Source organism: Nonomuraea coxensis DSM 45129 (assembly GCF_019397265.1).
Taxonomy (GTDB): Bacteria; Actinomycetota; Actinomycetes; order Streptosporangiales; family Streptosporangiaceae; genus Nonomuraea; species Nonomuraea coxensis.
On record NZ_CP068985.1, the window covers coordinates 3,338,774 to 3,355,716 of the forward strand.

The 16,943-nt window shown below is 73.0% G+C and carries 19 protein-coding genes; 12 read left to right on the forward strand and 7 right to left on the reverse strand.

From position 1 onward, the window contains the following. Window positions 1–5: 5 nt before the first annotated feature. On the reverse strand, window positions 6–431 hold the full coding sequence (tnpA, locus tag Nocox_RS15540; RefSeq protein ID WP_425517773.1) for an IS200/IS605 family transposase: 426 nt from the start codon (window positions 429–431) through the stop codon (window positions 6–8). A 97-nt stretch (window positions 432–528) separates the two neighbouring features. On the opposite strand from tnpA, the gene Nocox_RS15545 reads away from it, so the two are divergent. Together Nocox_RS15545 and Nocox_RS15550 are read left to right on the forward strand one after the other, a co-directional pair. Continuing rightward, complete coding sequence (locus Nocox_RS15545) at window positions 529–1,728, forward strand: RNA-guided endonuclease InsQ/TnpB family protein (protein WP_219495626.1); 1,200 nt, start codon at window positions 529–531, stop codon at window positions 1,726–1,728. A 53-nt stretch (window positions 1,729–1,781) separates the two neighbouring features. Continuing rightward, window positions 1,782–1,976: a hypothetical protein gene (locus Nocox_RS15550; RefSeq protein ID WP_020543835.1), complete on the forward strand. Its 195-nt coding sequence runs from the start codon at window positions 1,782–1,784 to the stop codon at window positions 1,974–1,976. A gap of 46 nt (window positions 1,977–2,022) precedes the next feature. On the opposite strand, the gene Nocox_RS15555 is transcribed toward Nocox_RS15550, so the two are convergent. Beyond that, on the reverse strand, window positions 2,023–2,613 hold the full coding sequence (locus Nocox_RS15555) for a hypothetical protein (protein ID WP_020543834.1): 591 nt from the start codon (window positions 2,611–2,613) through the stop codon (window positions 2,023–2,025). A gap of 62 nt (window positions 2,614–2,675) precedes the next feature. On the opposite strand from Nocox_RS15555, the gene murA reads away from it, so the two are divergent. Both murA and Nocox_RS15565 read left to right on the forward strand, forming a co-directional pair. Then, complete coding sequence (murA, locus tag Nocox_RS15560; protein ID WP_246649794.1) at window positions 2,676–3,986, forward strand: UDP-N-acetylglucosamine 1-carboxyvinyltransferase; 1,311 nt, start codon at window positions 2,676–2,678, stop codon at window positions 3,984–3,986. Window positions 3,987–4,038: 52 nt separating this feature from the next. Beyond that, on the forward strand, window positions 4,039–6,315 hold the full coding sequence (locus tag Nocox_RS15565) for a transglycosylase domain-containing protein (protein WP_084685702.1): 2,277 nt from the start codon (window positions 4,039–4,041) through the stop codon (window positions 6,313–6,315). Here Nocox_RS15565 and ybaK read toward each other — a convergent pair whose 3' ends face one another. Both ybaK and Nocox_RS15575 read right to left on the reverse strand, forming a co-directional pair. Further along, entirely contained in the window at window positions 6,316–6,771 is a 456-nt protein-coding gene (gene ybaK, locus Nocox_RS15570) for a Cys-tRNA(Pro) deacylase (protein ID WP_020543832.1), read from the reverse strand. A gap of 59 nt (window positions 6,772–6,830) precedes the next feature. After that, entirely contained in the window at window positions 6,831–7,571 is a 741-nt protein-coding gene (locus Nocox_RS15575) for an AraC family transcriptional regulator (RefSeq protein ID WP_020543831.1), read from the reverse strand. Window positions 7,572–7,626: 55 nt separating this feature from the next. Between Nocox_RS15575 and Nocox_RS15580 the strand changes: the two genes are divergently transcribed. Further along, on the forward strand, window positions 7,627–8,748 hold the full coding sequence (locus Nocox_RS15580; protein WP_211212690.1) for an MFS transporter: 1,122 nt from the start codon (window positions 7,627–7,629) through the stop codon (window positions 8,746–8,748). 6 nt (window positions 8,749–8,754) lie between these two features. Here the strand turns inward: Nocox_RS15580 and Nocox_RS15585 are convergent, their stop codons facing one another. The 3 genes from Nocox_RS15585 to Nocox_RS15595 form a co-directional block, all read right to left on the reverse strand. Then, entirely contained in the window at window positions 8,755–10,275 is a 1,521-nt protein-coding gene (locus Nocox_RS15585) for a trypsin-like peptidase domain-containing protein (RefSeq protein WP_020543829.1), read from the reverse strand. A 151-nt stretch (window positions 10,276–10,426) separates the two neighbouring features. Next, window positions 10,427–11,431, reverse strand: a complete 1,005-nt coding sequence (gene ligD / locus Nocox_RS15590; protein WP_020543828.1) for a non-homologous end-joining DNA ligase — start codon at window positions 11,429–11,431, stop codon at window positions 10,427–10,429. Window positions 11,432–11,461: 30 nt separating this feature from the next. After that, complete coding sequence (locus tag Nocox_RS15595; protein ID WP_020543827.1) at window positions 11,462–11,674, reverse strand: hypothetical protein; 213 nt, start codon at window positions 11,672–11,674, stop codon at window positions 11,462–11,464. A gap of 380 nt (window positions 11,675–12,054) precedes the next feature. Here Nocox_RS15595 and hisD point away from each other — a divergent pair, with 380 nt between their 5' ends. The 7 genes from hisD to priA are packed head-to-tail and all read left to right on the forward strand — an operon-like array spanning window position 12,055 to window position 16,929. Next, window positions 12,055–13,377, forward strand: a complete 1,323-nt coding sequence (hisD, locus tag Nocox_RS15600) for a histidinol dehydrogenase (protein ID WP_026214451.1) — start codon at window positions 12,055–12,057, stop codon at window positions 13,375–13,377. Next, window positions 13,374–14,471, forward strand: coding sequence for a histidinol-phosphate transaminase (locus Nocox_RS15605; RefSeq protein WP_020543825.1), 1,098 nt, complete (start codon window positions 13,374–13,376; stop codon window positions 14,469–14,471). Before hisD ends, Nocox_RS15605 begins: the two co-directional genes overlap by 4 nt. Continuing rightward, window positions 14,468–15,061, forward strand: coding sequence for an imidazoleglycerol-phosphate dehydratase HisB (gene hisB / locus Nocox_RS15610; RefSeq protein ID WP_020543824.1), 594 nt, complete (start codon window positions 14,468–14,470; stop codon window positions 15,059–15,061). Before Nocox_RS15605 ends, hisB begins: the two co-directional genes overlap by 4 nt. Then, window positions 15,058–15,213, forward strand: a complete 156-nt coding sequence (locus Nocox_RS15615) for a hypothetical protein (RefSeq protein WP_020543823.1) — start codon at window positions 15,058–15,060, stop codon at window positions 15,211–15,213. The genes hisB and Nocox_RS15615 overlap by 4 nt, the downstream gene beginning before the upstream one ends. Next, on the forward strand, window positions 15,210–15,845 hold the full coding sequence (hisH, locus tag Nocox_RS15620; protein WP_211212694.1) for an imidazole glycerol phosphate synthase subunit HisH: 636 nt from the start codon (window positions 15,210–15,212) through the stop codon (window positions 15,843–15,845). The genes Nocox_RS15615 and hisH overlap by 4 nt, the downstream gene beginning before the upstream one ends. A 27-nt stretch (window positions 15,846–15,872) precedes the next feature. Beyond that, window positions 15,873–16,202 carry a hypothetical protein gene (locus Nocox_RS15625; RefSeq protein ID WP_020543821.1) on the forward strand — a complete coding sequence of 110 codons (330 nt, stop codon included), beginning with the start codon at window positions 15,873–15,875 and terminating at the stop codon, window positions 16,200–16,202. A gap of 4 nt (window positions 16,203–16,206) precedes the next feature. After that, the gene (gene priA / locus Nocox_RS15630; RefSeq protein WP_020543820.1) at window positions 16,207–16,929 is read left to right on the forward strand and encodes a bifunctional 1-(5-phosphoribosyl)-5-((5-phosphoribosylamino)methylideneamino)imidazole-4-carboxamide isomerase/phosphoribosylanthranilate isomerase PriA; all 723 of its coding nucleotides are present in this window, start codon (window positions 16,207–16,209) and stop codon (window positions 16,927–16,929) included. The last annotated feature ends 14 nt before the right edge of the window (window positions 16,930–16,943 follow it).

Consider the following 16,943-nt stretch of genomic DNA (forward strand, 5'->3'; position numbering starts at 1 on the left):
GGCCTTCAGGCCGGGGGTGAAGCCGACCGTCTCGCGTAGCGGGGCAAGGACAGCCGATTCGCCGCCAGGCGGACCGGCGTCCACCCTGCTCGGACCGGCCGGTTCTGCTGCTCGATGTACTGGCGCAGGACACTGATGGCAGCTGCGCCTGCCGACCCTGCGAAGGAGGAGCCCGGCCACAGCTTGTTCGCCCGGTAGTAGTGGTGGGCCGGTTCGGGGAACTCGGTGCGCATCCACCGCGAGGACACCCCTTTCAACGAGTTGACGAGCTTGGACAGGGCGATCTTGGGTGGGAAGTTCACCAGCGGGTGGAGGTGATTGTTCTCGCCGTTGAACTTACGCAGTTCGGTCTCGAAGTCGGCGCGCACATCCCTCATGATCTCTTCCAGCCGTGTCAGGTGCTCGCCGTTGAAGACCTGGTGGCGGAACATTGGTCACGAAAACCAATGAGCGTGCAGGACGAAAACGCAGTGCCTGCCGGTCCTGATATCGCGGTACTCGGCCATAAGCCAATAGTAGGATGATCGTGTGCAGCTCCGTTACGGCTTCCGCCTCGACCCGACACCGGGCCGGCACATCGAGCTGGCCAAGGCGTTCGGTTGCGCGCGTGTCGTGTTCAACGCCGCGCTGCGGCTGCGTAACGACGCGCATGAGGCCGGCCTGCCGTTCGTCACCGACGCCGACCTGTCCCGGCAGGTCATCACCGAGGCGAAGAAGCGCCCCGGCCGGGTGTGGCTGGGCGAGGTGTCGGCGGTGGTGCTCCAGCAGGCGCTGGCCGACTGCACGAGGGCGTTCCGCAACTTCTTCGCCTCGTTGTCGGGCGAACGCAAAGGCCCGAAGCTGGGCGCTCCCCGGTTGCGGTCCCGCAAGGACAGCCGGCAGGCGATCCGGTTCACCCGCAACGCCCGATTCTCGATCACGCCGGGCGGAAAGCTACGCCTGCCGAAGATCGGAGAGGTGGCGGTGCGCTGGTCGCGGGAGTTGCCCTCCGAGCCGTCCAGCGTGAGCGTGATCAAGGATGCGGCGGGCCGGTTCTTCGCGTCCTTCGTCGTGGAGGTCAGCGCCTCACCCCTGCCGGAAAGCGGGATCGAGAGCGGGATCGACCTGGGTCTTGGACACTTCGCTGTCCTGTCGGACGGGCGGAAGATCGATTCGCCTCGGTTCCTGCGCCGGGCGGAGAAGAAACTCAAGCGGGCGCACAAGGCCCTGTCCCGTAAGGAGAAAGGTTCCAAGAACCGGGCCAAGGCCCGGCTTGTGGTCGCCCGGCGGCACGCCAGGGTCGCCGACGCGCGCCGCGAGTTCCACCACCGGCTCTCCACACAGCTCATCCGCGAGAACCAAGCGGTGTATGTGGAGGACCTGGCGGTCAAGGGATTGGCGCGCACCCGGCTGGCCAAGAGCGTGCATGATGCGGGCTGGTCGTCGTTCGTGGCCATGCTGGAGTACAAGGCGCGCCTGTACGGCAGGACCTTCGTCAAGGTCGGTCGCTGGTTCCCGAGTAGCAAGCTGTGCTCGGTATGCGGAGCCGTACGGCAGGACATGCCCCTGTCGGTGCGGGAGTGGACCTGCTCCTGCGGTGCGGCCCACGACCGGGACATCAACGCCGCGCTCAATATCCTCGCCGCCGGACGGGCGGAGAGGCAAAACGCCTGTGGAGGGCCGGTAAGGCCGGGCGCGAGCCCGGCACGGCCCGTCGAAGCAGGAAGCCAAGGAAGTGCCGCCGCGTGAACGACAGTGGCACAGGCCAGAATCGTCGGGCTTCAGCCCGGCGAGCGCGTCAAATGGTCGCCATCGCCGCCCTGGCCCCGGAGCTCGAACTCCTGGAGCGGCCGGTCAACGGGGTGCCCGGCCTGGTGGCCAGGCGGGGCGGCGCCGTCGAGACCGTGGCCTCGTTCGAGATCGCCGGCGGTCGCGTCACGCGGATCTGGGCGGTGCGCAACCCGGAGAAGCTGCGGGCGTGGGCGCGGGACGGCTGACCCGGTCCATCATGGGTGGTCCGGTCAGTGGCCGCCCACGAGGGCGCTAGCCGCGGACGGAGCCGTCCCCGCCGCCGAGCGGCCCGCCGGAGGGCCCGGCGAGAGGCCCGCTGAGCGGCCCGCCGAGAGGGCCTTCACCGTACGGCTGCCGCAGCGACGACTCGCGGTAGCCGTGCATGCCCTCCAGCAGCCCGAACAGCCCGACCGCGAGCAGCGGCCAGGCCACCGCGACACCGTTCGCGGTCAGCGCCAGCGCCCCGGGGACGATCTTCACCCCGGGCACGGCCGCCGCCTCCACCGTGGCGGCCCCGACCGTGAACGTCGAGCCGATCCAGTACGTGAGCGCCGCCCCCGCGCTCCCGCCCACGCAGAGCCCGGCCAGCACGCCCAGCATCCACCGCCGCCCGGCGAGCCAGCCGGCCGCGCCGCAGAGCAGCCCGAGCCCGCCGGTGATCACCGCGTACCAGCCGTCGGCGGCGATGAGCGCCTGCGTGGAGAGGTCGGCCAGCACGAGCCCGCGCTCGGTGACCTGGTAGGGGGCGCGCGGCGACACGGCGGACCAGAGCAGCCCGGCGCCGATCCCGAGTGTGGCGAGGACGAGGACAGTTACCGCGAAGGCGCGTACTTCCCTCGTCACTCCACGCTCCCTGATATCTCCGTCCGAATCACTCGATGGTATCCCCCGGCTAGGCTCGCTTCGTGATTGCAGAAGAGGTCTGGCTGATTGAGCCCTCCGGCCCGCTCCGGGGGGACGTCGAGGTGCGCGGCTCCAAGAACGGCGTCTCCAAGCACATGGTCGCCGCCATGCTGGGCACCGGCGAGAGCAGCATCCACAACGCGCCCGAGGTGGGCGAGGTCGGCATCACCGCCGCCATGCTGGAGGCGCTCGGCATCCACGTGCGGATCGACGGCCCCGAGATCAGGATCGAGCCGGGGGAGCACATCGAGCCGCGGGTGCCCGACGCCTTCACCGGGCTCAACCGCATCCCGATCCTCATGCTCGGCCCGCTGCTGCACCTGGCGGGGGAGGCGTTCGTGCCGCTGGTCGGCGGCGACCCCATCGGGCGGCGGCCGGTGAACTTCCACGTGGAGGCCCTGCGCTCGATGGGCGCCGAGGTGGAGGTGGGCGACACCGGCATCTACGCCAAGGCGGGACGGCTGCGCGGCACCAGGATCGAGCTGCCGTACCCGAGTGTGGGCGCGACCGAGACGGTGCTGATGTCGGCGGTGCTGGCCGAGGGCAAGACGGTGCTGAAGAACGCCGCCATGGAGCCCGAGGTGGTGGAGCTGGCGCTGTTCCTGCAGCGGATGGGGGCGCGGATCGAGCTGTCGCCCGACCGGAGGATCGTCATCGAGGGCGTCGAACGGCTGCGCGGCGCCTCCACCTGGCTGAACGGCGACCGCATCGAGGCGTTCTCGTACCTGGCGGCCGGTCTGGTGACCGGGGGAGAGGTGCGGGTGCACGGCTGCCCGCAGGACCGTCTGGTGACCGCCATCACCACGCTCGCCAGGATGGGCGCCGACTTCGAGATCAACGACCAGTACCTGTGCGCGACCGCGCCGCCGGAGGGGCTGCGCGCAGCGGCCGTCCAGACCGACACCCATCCGGGGTTCATGACCGACTGGCAGACGCCGCTCATGGTGCTGTTCACGCAGAGCCAGGGCATGTCGGTGCTGCACGAGACGGTCTTCGAGAACCGCCTGGTGTACGTGCCCGCGCTGCAGAAGATGGGCTGCGAGATCGAGGTCTTCGACCAGTGCCTCGGCGGCCCGGCCTGCCGCTACCACGACACCAACGCCCGCCACTCGGCGGTAGTGCGCGGCGTGTCCAAGCTCAAGGGCGCCGACGTGACGCTGCCCGACATCCGGGCCGGGTTCTCGGCGGTGCTGGCGGCGGCGGTGGCCGACGGGCCGTCCACGCTGCGCGGGGTGCACCACATCGAGCGCGGCTACCACCGGCCGTTCCAGCAGTTCGCCTCGCTGGGTCTGAACATTCGCAGGCAACGGTAAAGAGGCAGGAACCGGACGTTTGCCGCTGATCATCCGGTTGCACATCGTCTGAGTGACCGTACTCAGGACCGCCGGAACGCTCGCCCTGACCGGCGCGCTGGCCGGCGTGCTGGCGGCGGCGCTGGCCGCGCCCGTGGTGAGCGGGGGCGGCCTGGCGGCGAAGAACGTCGCCGACACCTTCGTCGACCTGCCGGCCGCTCCCCGCGAGGAGCCGCTGGCCCAGGTCACCCGGCTGCTGGACCGCGACGGCCGGCCGTTCGCCCAGTTCTACGAGGCCAACAGGACGGCGGTGCCGCTGGCGTCGGTCTCGCCGATCATGCGCAAGGCCATCGTGGCGATCGAGGACGCCCGCTTCTACGAGCACGGCGGCCTCGACGTCCGCGGCACCCTGCGGGCGCTGCTGACCAACACCCAGGCGGGCGGCATCCGCCAGGGCGGCTCGTCGCTGACGCAGCAGCTCGTCAAGAACATCCTGGTGGAGAGCGCGCGCACCGACGAGGAACGCGACCGGGCCCGCGCACCCAACCTGGCCCGCAAGATCACGGAGCTGCGGCTCGCGATGGCGCTGGAGCGCAAGTACCGCAAGGACGAGATCCTGGAGCGCTACCTCAACATCGCCTACTTCGGCGCGGGGGCGTACGGCGTGGAGGCGGCGGCCCGCCGCTTCTTCTCGATCCCGGCCGCCGAGCTGACGCTGACCCAGGCGGCCACGCTGGCGGGGGCGGTGCGGATGCCGTACTCGACCGATCCCTCGCTCGGCGCGGCCCACCGCGCCCGGCTGCGGGCCCGGCGCGACCTCGTGCTGGACCGCATGGCCGGGCTGAAGATCATCACCCAGCAGCAGGCGGCGGCGGCCAAGGGCACGCCGCTCGGCATCAGGCTGCGGCCCGAGCCCGGCGGCTGCGAGCAGAGCACCTACCCCTTCTACTGCCTGTACGTCCAGCGCGAGCTGCTGTCGAACCCCGTCTTCGGCAACACCCCGTCGATCCGCAGGGCCAGGATGGCGCGGGGCGGCCTGACGATCAGGACCAGCCTCGACCCGACCGCGCAGCGCGCCGCCGAGCGTGCCATCCGCCGCCACGTCCATCCCCAGGACACCGAGGTGGCCGCCGAGGCCATGGTCGAGCCGGGCACGGGACGGATCAGGGCCATGGCCGCCAGCAAGCGGTTCGGCCGCAACCCCGGCAACCGCAAGAACGGCCCGAGGACCACCTTCAACCTGGTCGCCGACGTCGCCCACGGCGGCGGCCAGGGCTTCCAGGCGGGCTCGACGTTCAAGGTGTTCACCCTGGCCACGGCGCTGCGGCAGGGGTGGAGGTTCGGCGACGGCTTCCAGACGCCCGGGGCGCTGGTGCCGGCCGCCGGCTACCGCAACTGCGAGGGCCGGCCGGTCAACGACCCCGGCACCCGCGTGCTCAACGCCAGCGGCGAGGGCGAGGGCGGCCCGCACAGCATCGAGACCGGCACCTGGAAGTCGGTGAACATCTTCTACATGATGCTGGAGCGCAAGGTCGGGCTGTGCAACGTGGTCAAGACCGCCAAGGCGCTCGGCATCGCGAGGGCCGACGGGACGCCGCTGCGCGAGGTGCCGACGTTCACGCTGGGCATCAACGAGATGGACCCGGTGACGGTGGCGGCGGCGTTCGCGGCGTTCGCCGCCCGCGGGACCTACTGCCGGCCGCTCGCCATCGTCGAGATCATCGGCAGGGACGGGCGGCGCACCCACGTGCCGCCCTCCTGCGAGCAGGCCATCGAGCGGCCGGTCGCGGACGCGGTCAACCACGTGCTCGAAGGCGTCTTCGACAAGGGCACCATGAAGGGGCAGGGCATCGGCCGCCCGGCCGCCGGCAAGACCGGCACGAACAACGGCTACACCTCGGCCTGGTTCGCCGGATACACGCCGCAGCTCGCGGCCGCGGTCAGCGTCGGCGACATCCGGGGCTCCTACCGCTACCCGCTGCGGGACGTGCGGATCGGCGACGACTACTACGGCTCGGTGCAGGGCGCGTCGCTGCCGGGGCCCATCTGGGTGGAGTCGATGGGGCCGGCGCTGCGGGCGGTCGAGCCCCGGCGCTTCCACCCGCCGGACATGAGCCGTTTCGGCGGCGGCAACACGCCCGGGCTCAAGGAGGCGCTGGCCGAGGAGGAGAAGCGGAAGAAGCGGCGCGGCGACCGGGCCTTCCGCCGGCACCGCAGGCTCTTCCAGTGGCTGCTCGGCCAGACGCCGGGCGTGCCGTCGCTGGAGTGGCCGCCGCACGGGCCGCGCGAGCGCTGGGGGCGGCCAGGGCGCGGGCACCGGCCTCCCTGGGCGCGGCGCCACCGGCACTGATCAGCCGGTCTTGCCTATCGGGGCGGTGACGGCGCGGGTGAGCGTGATGAGGTTGTCGGGCGCGGTCTCGATCTGGAGGCCGCGCCGGCCCGCGGAGAAGAAGATCGTCGGGAAGTCGAGCGCGGAGGAGTCGACCACCGTCGGGAGCGGCTTGCGCTGGCCGAGCGGGCTGATGCCGCCCACGACGTAGCCGGTGACCCGCTCGACCCTGGCCGCGTCGGCCATCGCGGCCCGCTTGCCGCCCAGCGCGCCGGCGAGCGCCTTGAGGTCGAGCTTGCCCGCCACCGGCACCACGGCCACCGCGAGGCCGCTCTCGACCTCGGCGACGAGGGTCTTGAAGATCCGCTCGTACGGGATGCCGAGCGCGTCGGCGGCCTCCTCGCCGTACGCCTGGGCGGAGGGGTCGTGGTCGTACGGGTGGAGCGTGAAGTCGGCCCTGGCCTTGGTCAGGGCCATCGTGGCCGGCGTGCCGCCCTTGCCTTTCGCTTTGCTCACAGAGAGCGATTGTAGCGAATCTACATTGTAAAGGCGCGGCCGGGGGTGTACCCCAGGGCGCGCCGGAACGCGTCGATGAACGCGCTCGCCGACGCCCACCCGCAGCGGTGCGCGACGGCGGTCACCGGCAGCCCGTCGGCCAGGAGCAGGAGCGCGCGGTGCAGGCGGAGCTGGGTGCGCCACTGGGGGAAGCTCATGCCGAGCTCGTTCCTGAACAGCCGGGCGAGGGTGCGCTCGCTCGTGCCCGCCCCGGCGGCCAGCGCGGCCAGCGTCCTGCGGTCGGCGGGGTCCCGCTCCAGCGCGGCGCAGACGGTGGCGAGGCGGGGGTCGGTGGGCGCGGGCAGATGGAACGGCTGCTCGGGCGCCCGCCGCAGCCGGTCCAGCAGCACCCCCAGCAACCGCTCCCGCTCCCCGTCACCGAGGTCGCCGGGGTCGCCGGTGTAGGCGATGATCAGCTCGCGGAGCAGGGGGCCGACGGCGAGGACGGCGGGGCGGCCGAGGGCGAGCGGGTCGCCGGTGAGGCCGATGAGGCGCAGGTCGGTGTCGCCGTGCGCGCGGTGCTCGTGGACGGTCCCTGCGGGCACCCAGATCGCGCGGTTGGCGGGCGCCACCCAGACGCCGGCGTCGGTGGTGACGGACAGGACGCCGCGGCAGGCGTACACGATCTGGTGGGTGTCGTGGCGGTGGGCGTCGATGCCGCCGCCGGGCGCGAGCGGGCGCCGTCCGGTGGGCGCCTCGGCGAGGTGGCGGATCTCCGGCATGGCTTGGCACTTTATCGGAAGCGGGCCACCGGCCGGGCGGGCGACGATCGGGGGTGTGAACAGGGTCCCCATGCTGGCCGCCGGGCACGCGGCCGTCGATCTCTACCAGGGCGCGGTGCCCGCCCTGGTGCCCTTCCTCGTGCTTGAACGCGGGTACGGCTACGTCGCGGTGTCGGGGGTGGTGCTGGCGGCGACGTTGCTGTCGTCGGTCGTGCAGCCGCTGTTCGGACTGCTGACGGACCGGTGGCGGATGCCGTGGCTGATCCCGGTGAGCATGGTGGTGGCCGGGGCGGGGGTGGCCGCGGGCGGCGTGGCCGGTTCGTACGTCCTGACCTGCCTGGCGGTGGCGCTGTCCGGGCTGGGGGTGGCGGCCTACCATCCGGAGTCGGCGCGGCTGGCGCGGATCGCGAGCGCGGGCAGCCATGTGCGGATGAGCTGGTTCTCGCTGGGCGGGACGCTGGGCTTCGCGGCGGCTCCGGTGCTGGTGACGCCGTTGCTGGCGGCGTGGGGGCTGGGCGCGTCGCCGCTGCTGGCGGTGCCGGCCGTGGCGGGGGCGCTGGTGACGTTGCCCGCGGTGCGGGCGCTGACGGGCGGCGGCGGCGGGACGCGGCGGGAAGGGGCGCGGGCCGTGCGCGGGCGGGACGACTGGCGCTCGTTCACGCGGCTGACGCTGGTGATCGTGTTCCGGTCGGTGGTGTACGTGGGCCTGAGCACGTTCGTCGCCCTGTACGTGGGGGGCGGGGCGGCGGGGGCGGTGGCGCTGTTCGTGCTGTTCGCGGGCGGCGCGGCGGGGACGGTGCTGGGCGGGCGGCTGGCGGCCCGCTGGGGGCGGGTGCGGACGATGCGGCTGGCGTACGCGGCGGCGGTCCCGGCGGTCGCGGGCGTGGTGCTCGCGCCGGGACCGGCCGTGTACGTCTTCGTGGCCGCCTCCTCGATCGCCCTGTATGTCCCGTTCTCCCTGCATGTCACGCTGGGCCAGGATCTGCTGCCGAACCGGGTGGGCACGGCGGGCGGCGTGACGCTGGGGCTCGCGGTGAGCGTGGGCGGGCTGACCAGCCCGCTGGTCGGCGCGGTCGCGGAGGCGTCCTCGCTGCGGGTGGCGCTGGCCTGCCTGGTGGTGTTCCCGGTCCTGGCGTGGCTGCTGGCGCGCACGCTGGAGGAGCCGGTGGGCGCGTGAGGCGCCTCAGTCCCCGACCGGGAGGCGGGCCACCGCGGTGTTGTCGCGCGGCGACGGGTCGAGGCGGGTGGCGGCGACGTGCGCGGTGACCGGCACCTGGCGCGGCGCGTCGGCGGCGAGGCGTACGCGGACGGTGAGCTGGACCGGGTCGCCGGGCCGTACGGCGCCGATCGCGCAGGTGGCCTGCTGGGCGGTGCGGGCGCAGGCGGCGCCGGTGACGGCGGCGAGTGTGGCGCCCTCGGGGACGCGCAGCGTGACGGGCACCTCGGTGGCGCCCATGAGGCCGCCCATGGTGACGGTGGCGGTGACGGTGGCGGTCTGGCCGCGCCGCACGGGGACGGCGGGGCCGGTGGCGGTGATGGACAGGGCGTCGTAGACGCCGCGCGGGTCGGCCTTCTTGACGATGGCGCCGTAGCTCTCGACGTTGAGCGCGTTGGCGACGGAGTAGCCGTCGGACTCGCCGTCCTCGGTGCCGGCCGACAGCACGCCGACGAGGTCGCGGGTGCCCCGGAGCACCCAGGGGCCGCCGCTGTGGCCCTTGGACAGGTGGCAGTTGTACGTCTCCAGCTTGCCGGCCGGGCCGGTGGCGGGGTCGTCGGCGGGCTCGATGGCGGGCTCGGTGGCGGGCTCGGTGGCGGGCTCGGTGGCGGGCTGGGTGGCCGGGCCGGCGGCGGCGTTGACGGCGGCGAGGGCGCGGGCCGGGCGGGTGCGGGCCAGGCACCAGAGCTGGTCCCTGCCGTCGTAGGGCTTCCTGCCGAGGACGCCGGGGTAGCCGGCGGTGATGACGGTGTGCCGGCCGCCCTGGCTGCGGACGGGGGTGAAGGCGCCGACGGCCTCCTGGAGGGTGCGCTCGCGCCGGCCGACCTCGATGAGGGCGACGTCGTAGACGGAGTTCCAGTCGCCGCCGGCCAGGCCGGTGTAGCCGTCGGGTTTCCAGGCGCGGCGGCCGCCCCAGCGTCCGTACGGCTCGCGCTGCCGTTCGCCGGCGGCGCGCCCGTCGTAGGCGGGGACGAAGGCGAAGTTGGTGTGCCACTTCCCGCGCTCGGCCCCTTCGGGGACGCTGTAGACGCAGTGGGCGGCGGTCACGACGAGCAGCCCGGACGCCGAGCGGACGACGCTCGCGCTGCAGGAGTCGCCGCGCCCGCCGGAGTTGACGAAGAACAGCCGGCCGGTGACGCGGCTGCGCCCGGCCCCGGTGTACGGCCGGCGGACGCGGGCGTAGCCGTTGGCGTCGCCGCCGGGCGTGAGGCGTTTGTCGTCGGGCACGCTGAGCAGGCGGCGGGCGGAGGCGGGGGCCAGGGGCGGCCGGGTGGCGGGCAGGTCGGCGGCCTTGGCCCTGGCCTGCTTGGTGGGCGTCCAGTAGCGGACGGCCCGGCCGGGGCGCATGAGGGGGGACGACTCCGCGCCGCCGCGGACCTGCGTGCCGGCCACGGCGGTGTGCGGCGCGCGGTCGGCCGCGGCGGGCAGCGGGACGGCGAGGCCGCCCAGCGCGGCGGGCGTCGTGGACAGCGTCGTGACCAGTGTCATGACCAGTGTTCTCCGCACGGTGTCCCCCCTGGGCGTTGATACGGATGAAATCCTCTCGGTCACTTTAAGTCACGACAATGTGGCGAACCGTAGTCAAGGGAGTCGTGTCGTGATCGGCCGGGCGAGCGGAGAGGGGCTGTCCGGGCGGGGGTCAGCCGGCGGCGGCGTCGCCGCGGCGCGGAAGCAGCTCGGAGGTGAGGGCGTCGGCGGGGGAGCGGTCGGGGCGCAGGCCGCGCCAGGACGGGTGGCGCAGCAGCCCGTCGCCGGTGACCTCGGCGTACTGGACCTCGCCGACCAGGAGGGGCTCGGCCCAGCGGGCGTCGCGGGCGTGCTCGCGCGGCACGGGTTCGGCGAACGGCGAGTCCGGCCGCTCCAGGGGGGCGAGCCGCTGGTGCAGGTCGGCGAGCATGGCCTGGGTGAAGCCGGTGCCGACGTGGCCGACGTAGAGCAGCCGGCCGCGTTCGTCGTGCGCGCCGAGCAGCAGCGAGCCGATCGTGCCGGAGCGGCGGCCGCCGCCGGGCCGCCAGCCGCCGATGACGACCTCGACGGCGCTGACGTTCTTGATCTTGGTCCATTCCGCGCTGCGCCGGCCCGGCCGGTACGGCGAGCTCAGCCGCTTGCACACCACCCCTTCGAGTCCGAGCCGCCGGGAGGAGTCGAGGGCGCGCTCGGCGTGGTCGGGGAACCAGACGGGCACCTGCCAGCGGAACCCGGGCGTGAGCGCGCCTTCGAGCAGCTCCCGCCGCTCGGTGTAGGGCAGTGCGATGGTGGGCGTCTCGTCCAGGTGCAGGATGTCGAAGGCCATGAACGTCACCGGCACGGCCCTCGCCAGCTCGGCGACGGCGGCCGGGTTGCGCTGGTGCATGCGCGGCTGGAGCGCGCCGAAGCTGGGGCGGCCGGCCTCGTCGAAGGCGACGATCTCGCCGTCGAGCACGGCGGGGCGGCCTTTCGTGGCGCCGGCCATGAGCTGGAGCTCGGGGTAGGCGGGGGTGATGTCCCTGCCGTTGCGTGACACCAGGCGGACGGTGCCGTCCTCGACGTACGCGAGGGCGCGCACGCCGTCCCATTTCATCTCGACGGCCCAGTCCTCGCCCTGGACGGAGGTCAGGGCGCCGAGCTGGGCGAGCATCGGCGCGTAGGCCGGCAGCCGCACCATGGTGCGTGCATTACCCCGTCCGCTTGATCGTCAAGGCTGGCCGGGGGTGTCCGGATGGTCAAGTGGGCCGTCCTCGACGAGCTGGGCCAGGTCGACGCCGTGGCGGTGCAGCTCGGTGACGTTGTGGCAGTAGCCGCGCAGGTACGTCCGGCCGCCGACGTTGTGGGTGACGCGGAGGAGCGGGCGGTCGTCAAGGATGATCGCCTCCACCAGGATGCCGTCCGGCCCGCGCCACTGTCCCATGGGGCCAGGGTATGTGACCGGACATAATGGACATGTAATAGAAAAGCGACCGCCATGTTTCCTGACTCGCCCGGAACGGGCGGCTCCAGCGGCAAAAATAACTTAGCGCTACCTTTGGTAGCCCAAAGTGGCAGGGTCCGGGGCGTTAAAAGCTCTTCACCCCGGGCAAGGCACCACCCGAACGTCATCCCGGAGTCGTGGTCGCGCCCCCGTGGCGGCCACGACGGAACGCCCCGGCAGGCCCGGTCCGGGGCGGCGGCGGCCGCGTGGCGGCAGAGGCGAATGCCGCCCCGCGACCGCCGTACCGCCTCCTCCCCGTCCTCATGTCCCGCAGTGTGGACAGAACGAGATTCGGGGCCCGGACTCCGTAGACTGTGAGGGTGATTTCCCGTATTGACATGCGCGGTTCCCTCCCGGCGAACCTGCGCGACGTGCTGCCCCGCGCCGAGCTCGACGTCGAGGCCGCCCTGGAGAAGGTGCGGCCCATCTGCGACGACGTGCGCCATCGCGGCGTCGCGGCCGTACGGGAGCTGACCGCCAGGTTCGACGGCGTGGAGATCGCCACCACCCGCGTCCCGGCCGAGGAGATCGAGCGCGCCCTGGCCGAGCTCGACCCGCGGGTGCGGGCGGCGCTGGAGGAGTCGATCCGGCGGACCAGGCTGGTCCACCGCGACCAGCGGCGCGCCGACGTCACCACCCAGGTGGTGCCCGGCGGCACGGTCACCGAGCGGTGGGTCCCGGTCGACCGGGTGGGCCTCTACGTCCCCGGCGGCCGCGCGGTCTACCCCTCCAGCGTGGTCATGAACGTCGTCCCCGCCCAGGAGGCGGGCGTCACCTCGCTGGCCGTCACCAGCCCGGCCCAGAAGGAGTTCGGCGGGCTGCCGCACCCCACGATCCTCGCCGCCTGCGCCCTGCTCGGCGTCGAGGAGGTCTACAACGTGGGCGGCGCCCAGGCCGTGGCCATGTTCGCCTACGGCACCGAGGAGTGCGCGCCGGCCACCCTGGTCACCGGCCCGGGCAACATCTACGTCGCCGCCGCCAAGCGCCTGCTCAAGGGCCGCATCGGCATCGACTCCGAGGCCGGCCCGACCGAGATCGCGATCCTCGCCGACGAGACCGCCGACCCGGTGCACGTCGCCGCCGACCTGATCAGCCAGGCCGAGCACGACACGATCGCCGCCGCCGTGCTCGTCACCACCAGCCCAGAGCTGGCCGACGCCGTGGAGAAGGAGCTGCCGGGCCAGGTCTCGGCCACCCGCCACTCGGCGCGCATCGCCGAGGCGCTGGGCGGCAGGCAGTCCGGCATCGTGCTGGTGAGCGACCTCGACGACGGCCTGAAGGTCGTCGACGCCTACGCCGCCGAGCACCTGGAGATCCACACCGCCGACGCCGCCGCCGTGGCGGCGCGGGTGCGCAACGCGGGCGCGATCTTCGTGGGCACGTACGCGCCGGTCTCGCTCGGCGACTACCTCGCCGGCTCCAACCACGTGCTGCCCACGGGCGGCTGCGCCTGCCACTCCAGCGGCCTGTCGGTGCAGTCGTTCCTGCGCGGCATCCACGTCGTCGACTACACCCGCGACGCGCTGGCGCGCTCCGCCGCGCACGTCACGGTCCTGGCCGACGCCGAGGACCTGCCCGCGCACGGCGCCGCTGTCCGTGCCCGCTTCGACTGGCGTGTGCCTACCACGGAGACGACCGAGTGAACCCCGACCTGAAGCCCGGCGACGTGACGCTCGCCGACCTGCCCATCCGCGACGACCTGAGGGGCAAGTCGCCCTACGGCGCTCCCCAGATCGACGTCCCGGTCCGGCTCAACACCAACGAGAACCCCTATCCGCCCCCGCCCGAGCTGGTCGCCGACCTCGCCGAGGAGGTGCGCAGGCAGGCGGGCGAGCTCAACCGCTACCCCGACCGCGACGCTCTCGCCCTGCGCGCCGACCTCGCCGGCTATCTCGGCCACGGGCTGCGCGCCGAGCAGGTGTGGGCGGCCAACGGCTCCAACGAGGTGCTCCAGCAGATTCTGCAGGCGTTCGGCGGCCACGGCCGCACGGCGATCGGGTTCGAGCCCTCCTACTCGATGCACCCGATCATCACCGGCGGCACCAGCACCGAGTGGATCAGGGCCGTCCGCGAGGACGACTTCTCCATCGACCCCGGCAAGGCGGTGGCGGCGATCGAGGAGCACCGCCCCGACGTCGTCTTCCTGACCTCGCCCAACAACCCGACCGGCACCGCGCAGCCGCTGCCCGTCATCGAGGCCGTGCTGCGGGCGGCGCCGGGCATGGTCGTGGTGGACGAGGCCTACGCCGAGTTCGCCCGCGAGGGCACGCCGTCGGCGCTGACGCTGCTGCCGGAGCACCCGCGGCTGATCGTCACCCGGACGATGTCCAAGGCGTTCGCCATGGCGGGCACCCGTGTCGGCTATCTGGCCGCGCATCCGGCGGTGGTCGAGGCGTTGCTGCTGGTGCGGCTGCCGTACCATCTGTCGACGCTCACCCAGACGGCGGCGCGGGTGGCGCTGCGCCACCGCGCGGAGCTGCTCGGCACGGTCGACGCGCTGCGCAGGGAGCGGGACGACACGGTGGCCTGGCTGCGCGCCAAGGGGCTGCGGGTCGCCGACTCCGACGCGAACTTCGTGTTGTTCGGCCGCTTCCCCGACCGGCGCGCGGTCTGGGAGGGGCTGCTGGAGCGGGGCGTGCTCATCCGTGAGGTGGGCCCGCCCGAATGGCTGCGGGTGTCGATCGGCACCGGCGAGGAGATGGCGGCCTTCCGCGCCGCCCTGGAAGGAGTCCTGTGAGCCGCGTAGGCCGCGTCGAGCGCGTCACGAAGGAGACCTCGGTCCTGGTGGAGGTCGGCCTCGACGGCACCGGCCGGGTGGAGGTCGCGACGGGGGTCGGCTTCTTCGACCACATGCTGGCCCAGCTCGGCAAGCACGGGCTGTTCGACCTGACGGTGAAGACCGAGGGCGACCTGCACATCGACTCCCACCACACGATCGAGGACACCGCGCTCGCGCTGGGCGCCGCGTTCCGCGAGGCGCTGGGCGACAAGTCGGGCATCAGGCGGTTCGGCAGCGCGTCGTGCCCCCTGGACGAGTCCCTCGCGCAGGTCACCGTCGACCTGTCCGGCCGCCCCTACCTCGTGCACACCGAGCCCGAGGGCATGGCGCCGATGATCGGCCACGACTACGACACCACGATGACCCGCCACATCCTGGAGTCCCTGGTCGCCCAGGCCGCGATCTGCCTGCACGTGCACGTCCCCTACGGGCGCAACGCCCACCACATCGTCGAGGCCCAGTTCAAGGCGCTGGCGCGGGCGCTGCGGGAGGCGTCCGAGCCCGACCCGCGCGCGACGGGGGTGCCCAGCACCAAGGGCGTGCTGTGACGGGCAACGCCATCGCCGTCGTGCTGGTCTTCGTCGGGCTGTTCCTCGTCGGCGGCGTGTTCTCCCTGTACAAGCAAGGGCTCAAGATCGGAGCCGTCGTCTGCGCCGTGGGCGCGGTGATGGCCGTGACGGCGGGAGTGCTGTGGTGGTGAAGAAGAACGTCGTCGTCCTCGACTACGGCTCGGGCAACCTGCGCTCGGCCGAGCGCGCCCTCGCCAGGGCCGGCGCGGAGGTGACCGTGACCGCCGACTTCGACGCGGCGGTCGAGGCCGACGGGCTGGTGGTGCCCGGCGTGGGTGCGTTCGCCGCGTGCATGACCGGGCTGCGGGCCGTGCGCGGCGAGCAGATCGTCGGGCGGCGGCTGGCCGGCGGCCGGCCGGTGCTGGGCATCTGCGTCGGCATGCAGATCCTGTTCGCCCGCGGGGTCGAGCACGGCGTGGAGACAGAGGGCTGCGGCGAGTGGCCGGGCACGGTCGAGCGGCTGGACGCGCCCGTGCTGCCCCACATGGGCTGGAACACCGTCAAGGCACCCGCGGGGAGCGTGCTGTTCGCCGGGCTCGACGCCGCGACCCGCTTCTACTTCGTGCACTCCTACGGGGTGCGCGAGTGGGAGCTGCGCGCCGGCGAGGGGTTCGCCGAGCCGGTCGTCACCTGGGCCGAGCACGGGGTGCCGTTCGTCGCCGCCGTGGAGAACGGCCCGCTCATGGCCACCCAGTTCCACCCGGAGAAGTCCGGCGACGCCGGCGCCACCCTGCTGGGCAACTGGCTCAAGACCCTCGACTGAACCGATCATGACCAGGCTGGGAGAGCGGTGAGCAAGGAGCGGGCGCGCCGGCGGGCCGAACGCGAGGCCGAGCGGGCCCGTGCCATGCGCGTCAACGAGGAACGCCAGGCCCGCGGTGCCCGCCGCCGGGCCTTCCTCGCCCGGCTCGTGCCGCGCCCGGTGCGCGTGCGCCGCCAGGGCGGTGTGATCGCCCGCCGCCACCGCGCGCAGAACGTCGTGGTGGGGGCGGCGTTCCTGCTGGTCCAGGCGCTGGCCTGGTTGTTGTGGGGCTCGCCGGCGGTCAGTTTCGCCGTGCTCGTCCTGTCCCTGCTGCTCGTACCCGTTGTCGTGACTCTCGCCTTCGACCGGAGGACCTGAAGAAATGTCGCTCGTACTGCTGCCCGCCGTGGACGTCGTGGCCGGCCAGGCCGTCCGCCTGAGCCAGGGCGAGGCCGGCACCGAGACCGGCTACGGCGAGCCGCTGGCCGCCGCGCTGGCCTGGCAGGAGGCCGGCGCCGAGTGGATCCACCTGGTGGACCTCGACGCGGCGTTCGGCCGGGGGGACAACCGCGAGCTGATCGCCGAGGTGATCGGCCGGCTGGACGTCAACGTGGAGCTGTCCGGCGGCATCCGCGACGACGCCTCCCTGGCCGCGGCCCTGGGCACCGGCTGCCGCCGGGTCAACATCGGCACGGCCGCGCTGGAGAACCCCGAGTGGTGCCGCAAGATCATCGCCGAGCACGGCGACCGCATCGCGGTGGGCCTGGACGTGCGCGGCACGACGCTGGCCGCCCGTGGCTGGACCCAGGACGCCGGCGACCTGTGGGAGGTGCTCGACCGGCTGGAGGCCGACGGCTGCCCCCGCTACGTCGTCACCGACGTCACCAAGGACGGCATGCTCCAGGGCCCCAACCTTGACCTTTACCGGCGAATCTGCGCACGAACCGACAAACCGGTCATCGCCAGCGGCGGTGTCTCCAGCCTCGATGACCTGCTCGCACTGGCTTCTCTCGTTCCCGACGGAGTGGAGGGCGCGATTGTGGGCAAGGCCCTCTACGCTCACGCGTTCACACTGGAAAAGGCGCTGGCCGCGGTACGCGTGTAGCTTCGCCGGGAGGG

Coding starts and splice junctions, on each gene's coding strand:
- tnpA (WP_425517773.1), bottom strand. CDS start 431: ATGTTCCGCCACCAGGTCTTCAACGGCGAGCACCTGACACGGCTGGAA.
- Nocox_RS15550 (WP_020543835.1), top strand. CDS start 1,782: ATGGTCGCCATCGCCGCCCTGGCCCCGGAGCTCGAACTCCTGGAGCGG.
- ybaK (WP_020543832.1), bottom strand. CDS start 6,771: ATGGCCCTGACCAAGGCCAGGGCCGACTTCACGCTCCACCCGTACGAC.
- Nocox_RS15575 (WP_020543831.1), bottom strand. CDS start 7,571: ATGCCGGAGATCCGCCACCTCGCCGAGGCGCCCACCGGACGGCGCCCG.
- Nocox_RS15585 (WP_020543829.1), bottom strand. CDS start 10,275: ATGACACTGGTCACGACGCTGTCCACGACGCCCGCCGCGCTGGGCGGC.
- ligD (WP_020543828.1), bottom strand. CDS start 11,431: ATGGTGCGGCTGCCGGCCTACGCGCCGATGCTCGCCCAGCTCGGCGCC.
- Nocox_RS15595 (WP_020543827.1), bottom strand. CDS start 11,674: ATGGGACAGTGGCGCGGGCCGGACGGCATCCTGGTGGAGGCGATCATC.
- priA (WP_020543820.1), top strand. CDS start 16,207: ATGTCGCTCGTACTGCTGCCCGCCGTGGACGTCGTGGCCGGCCAGGCC.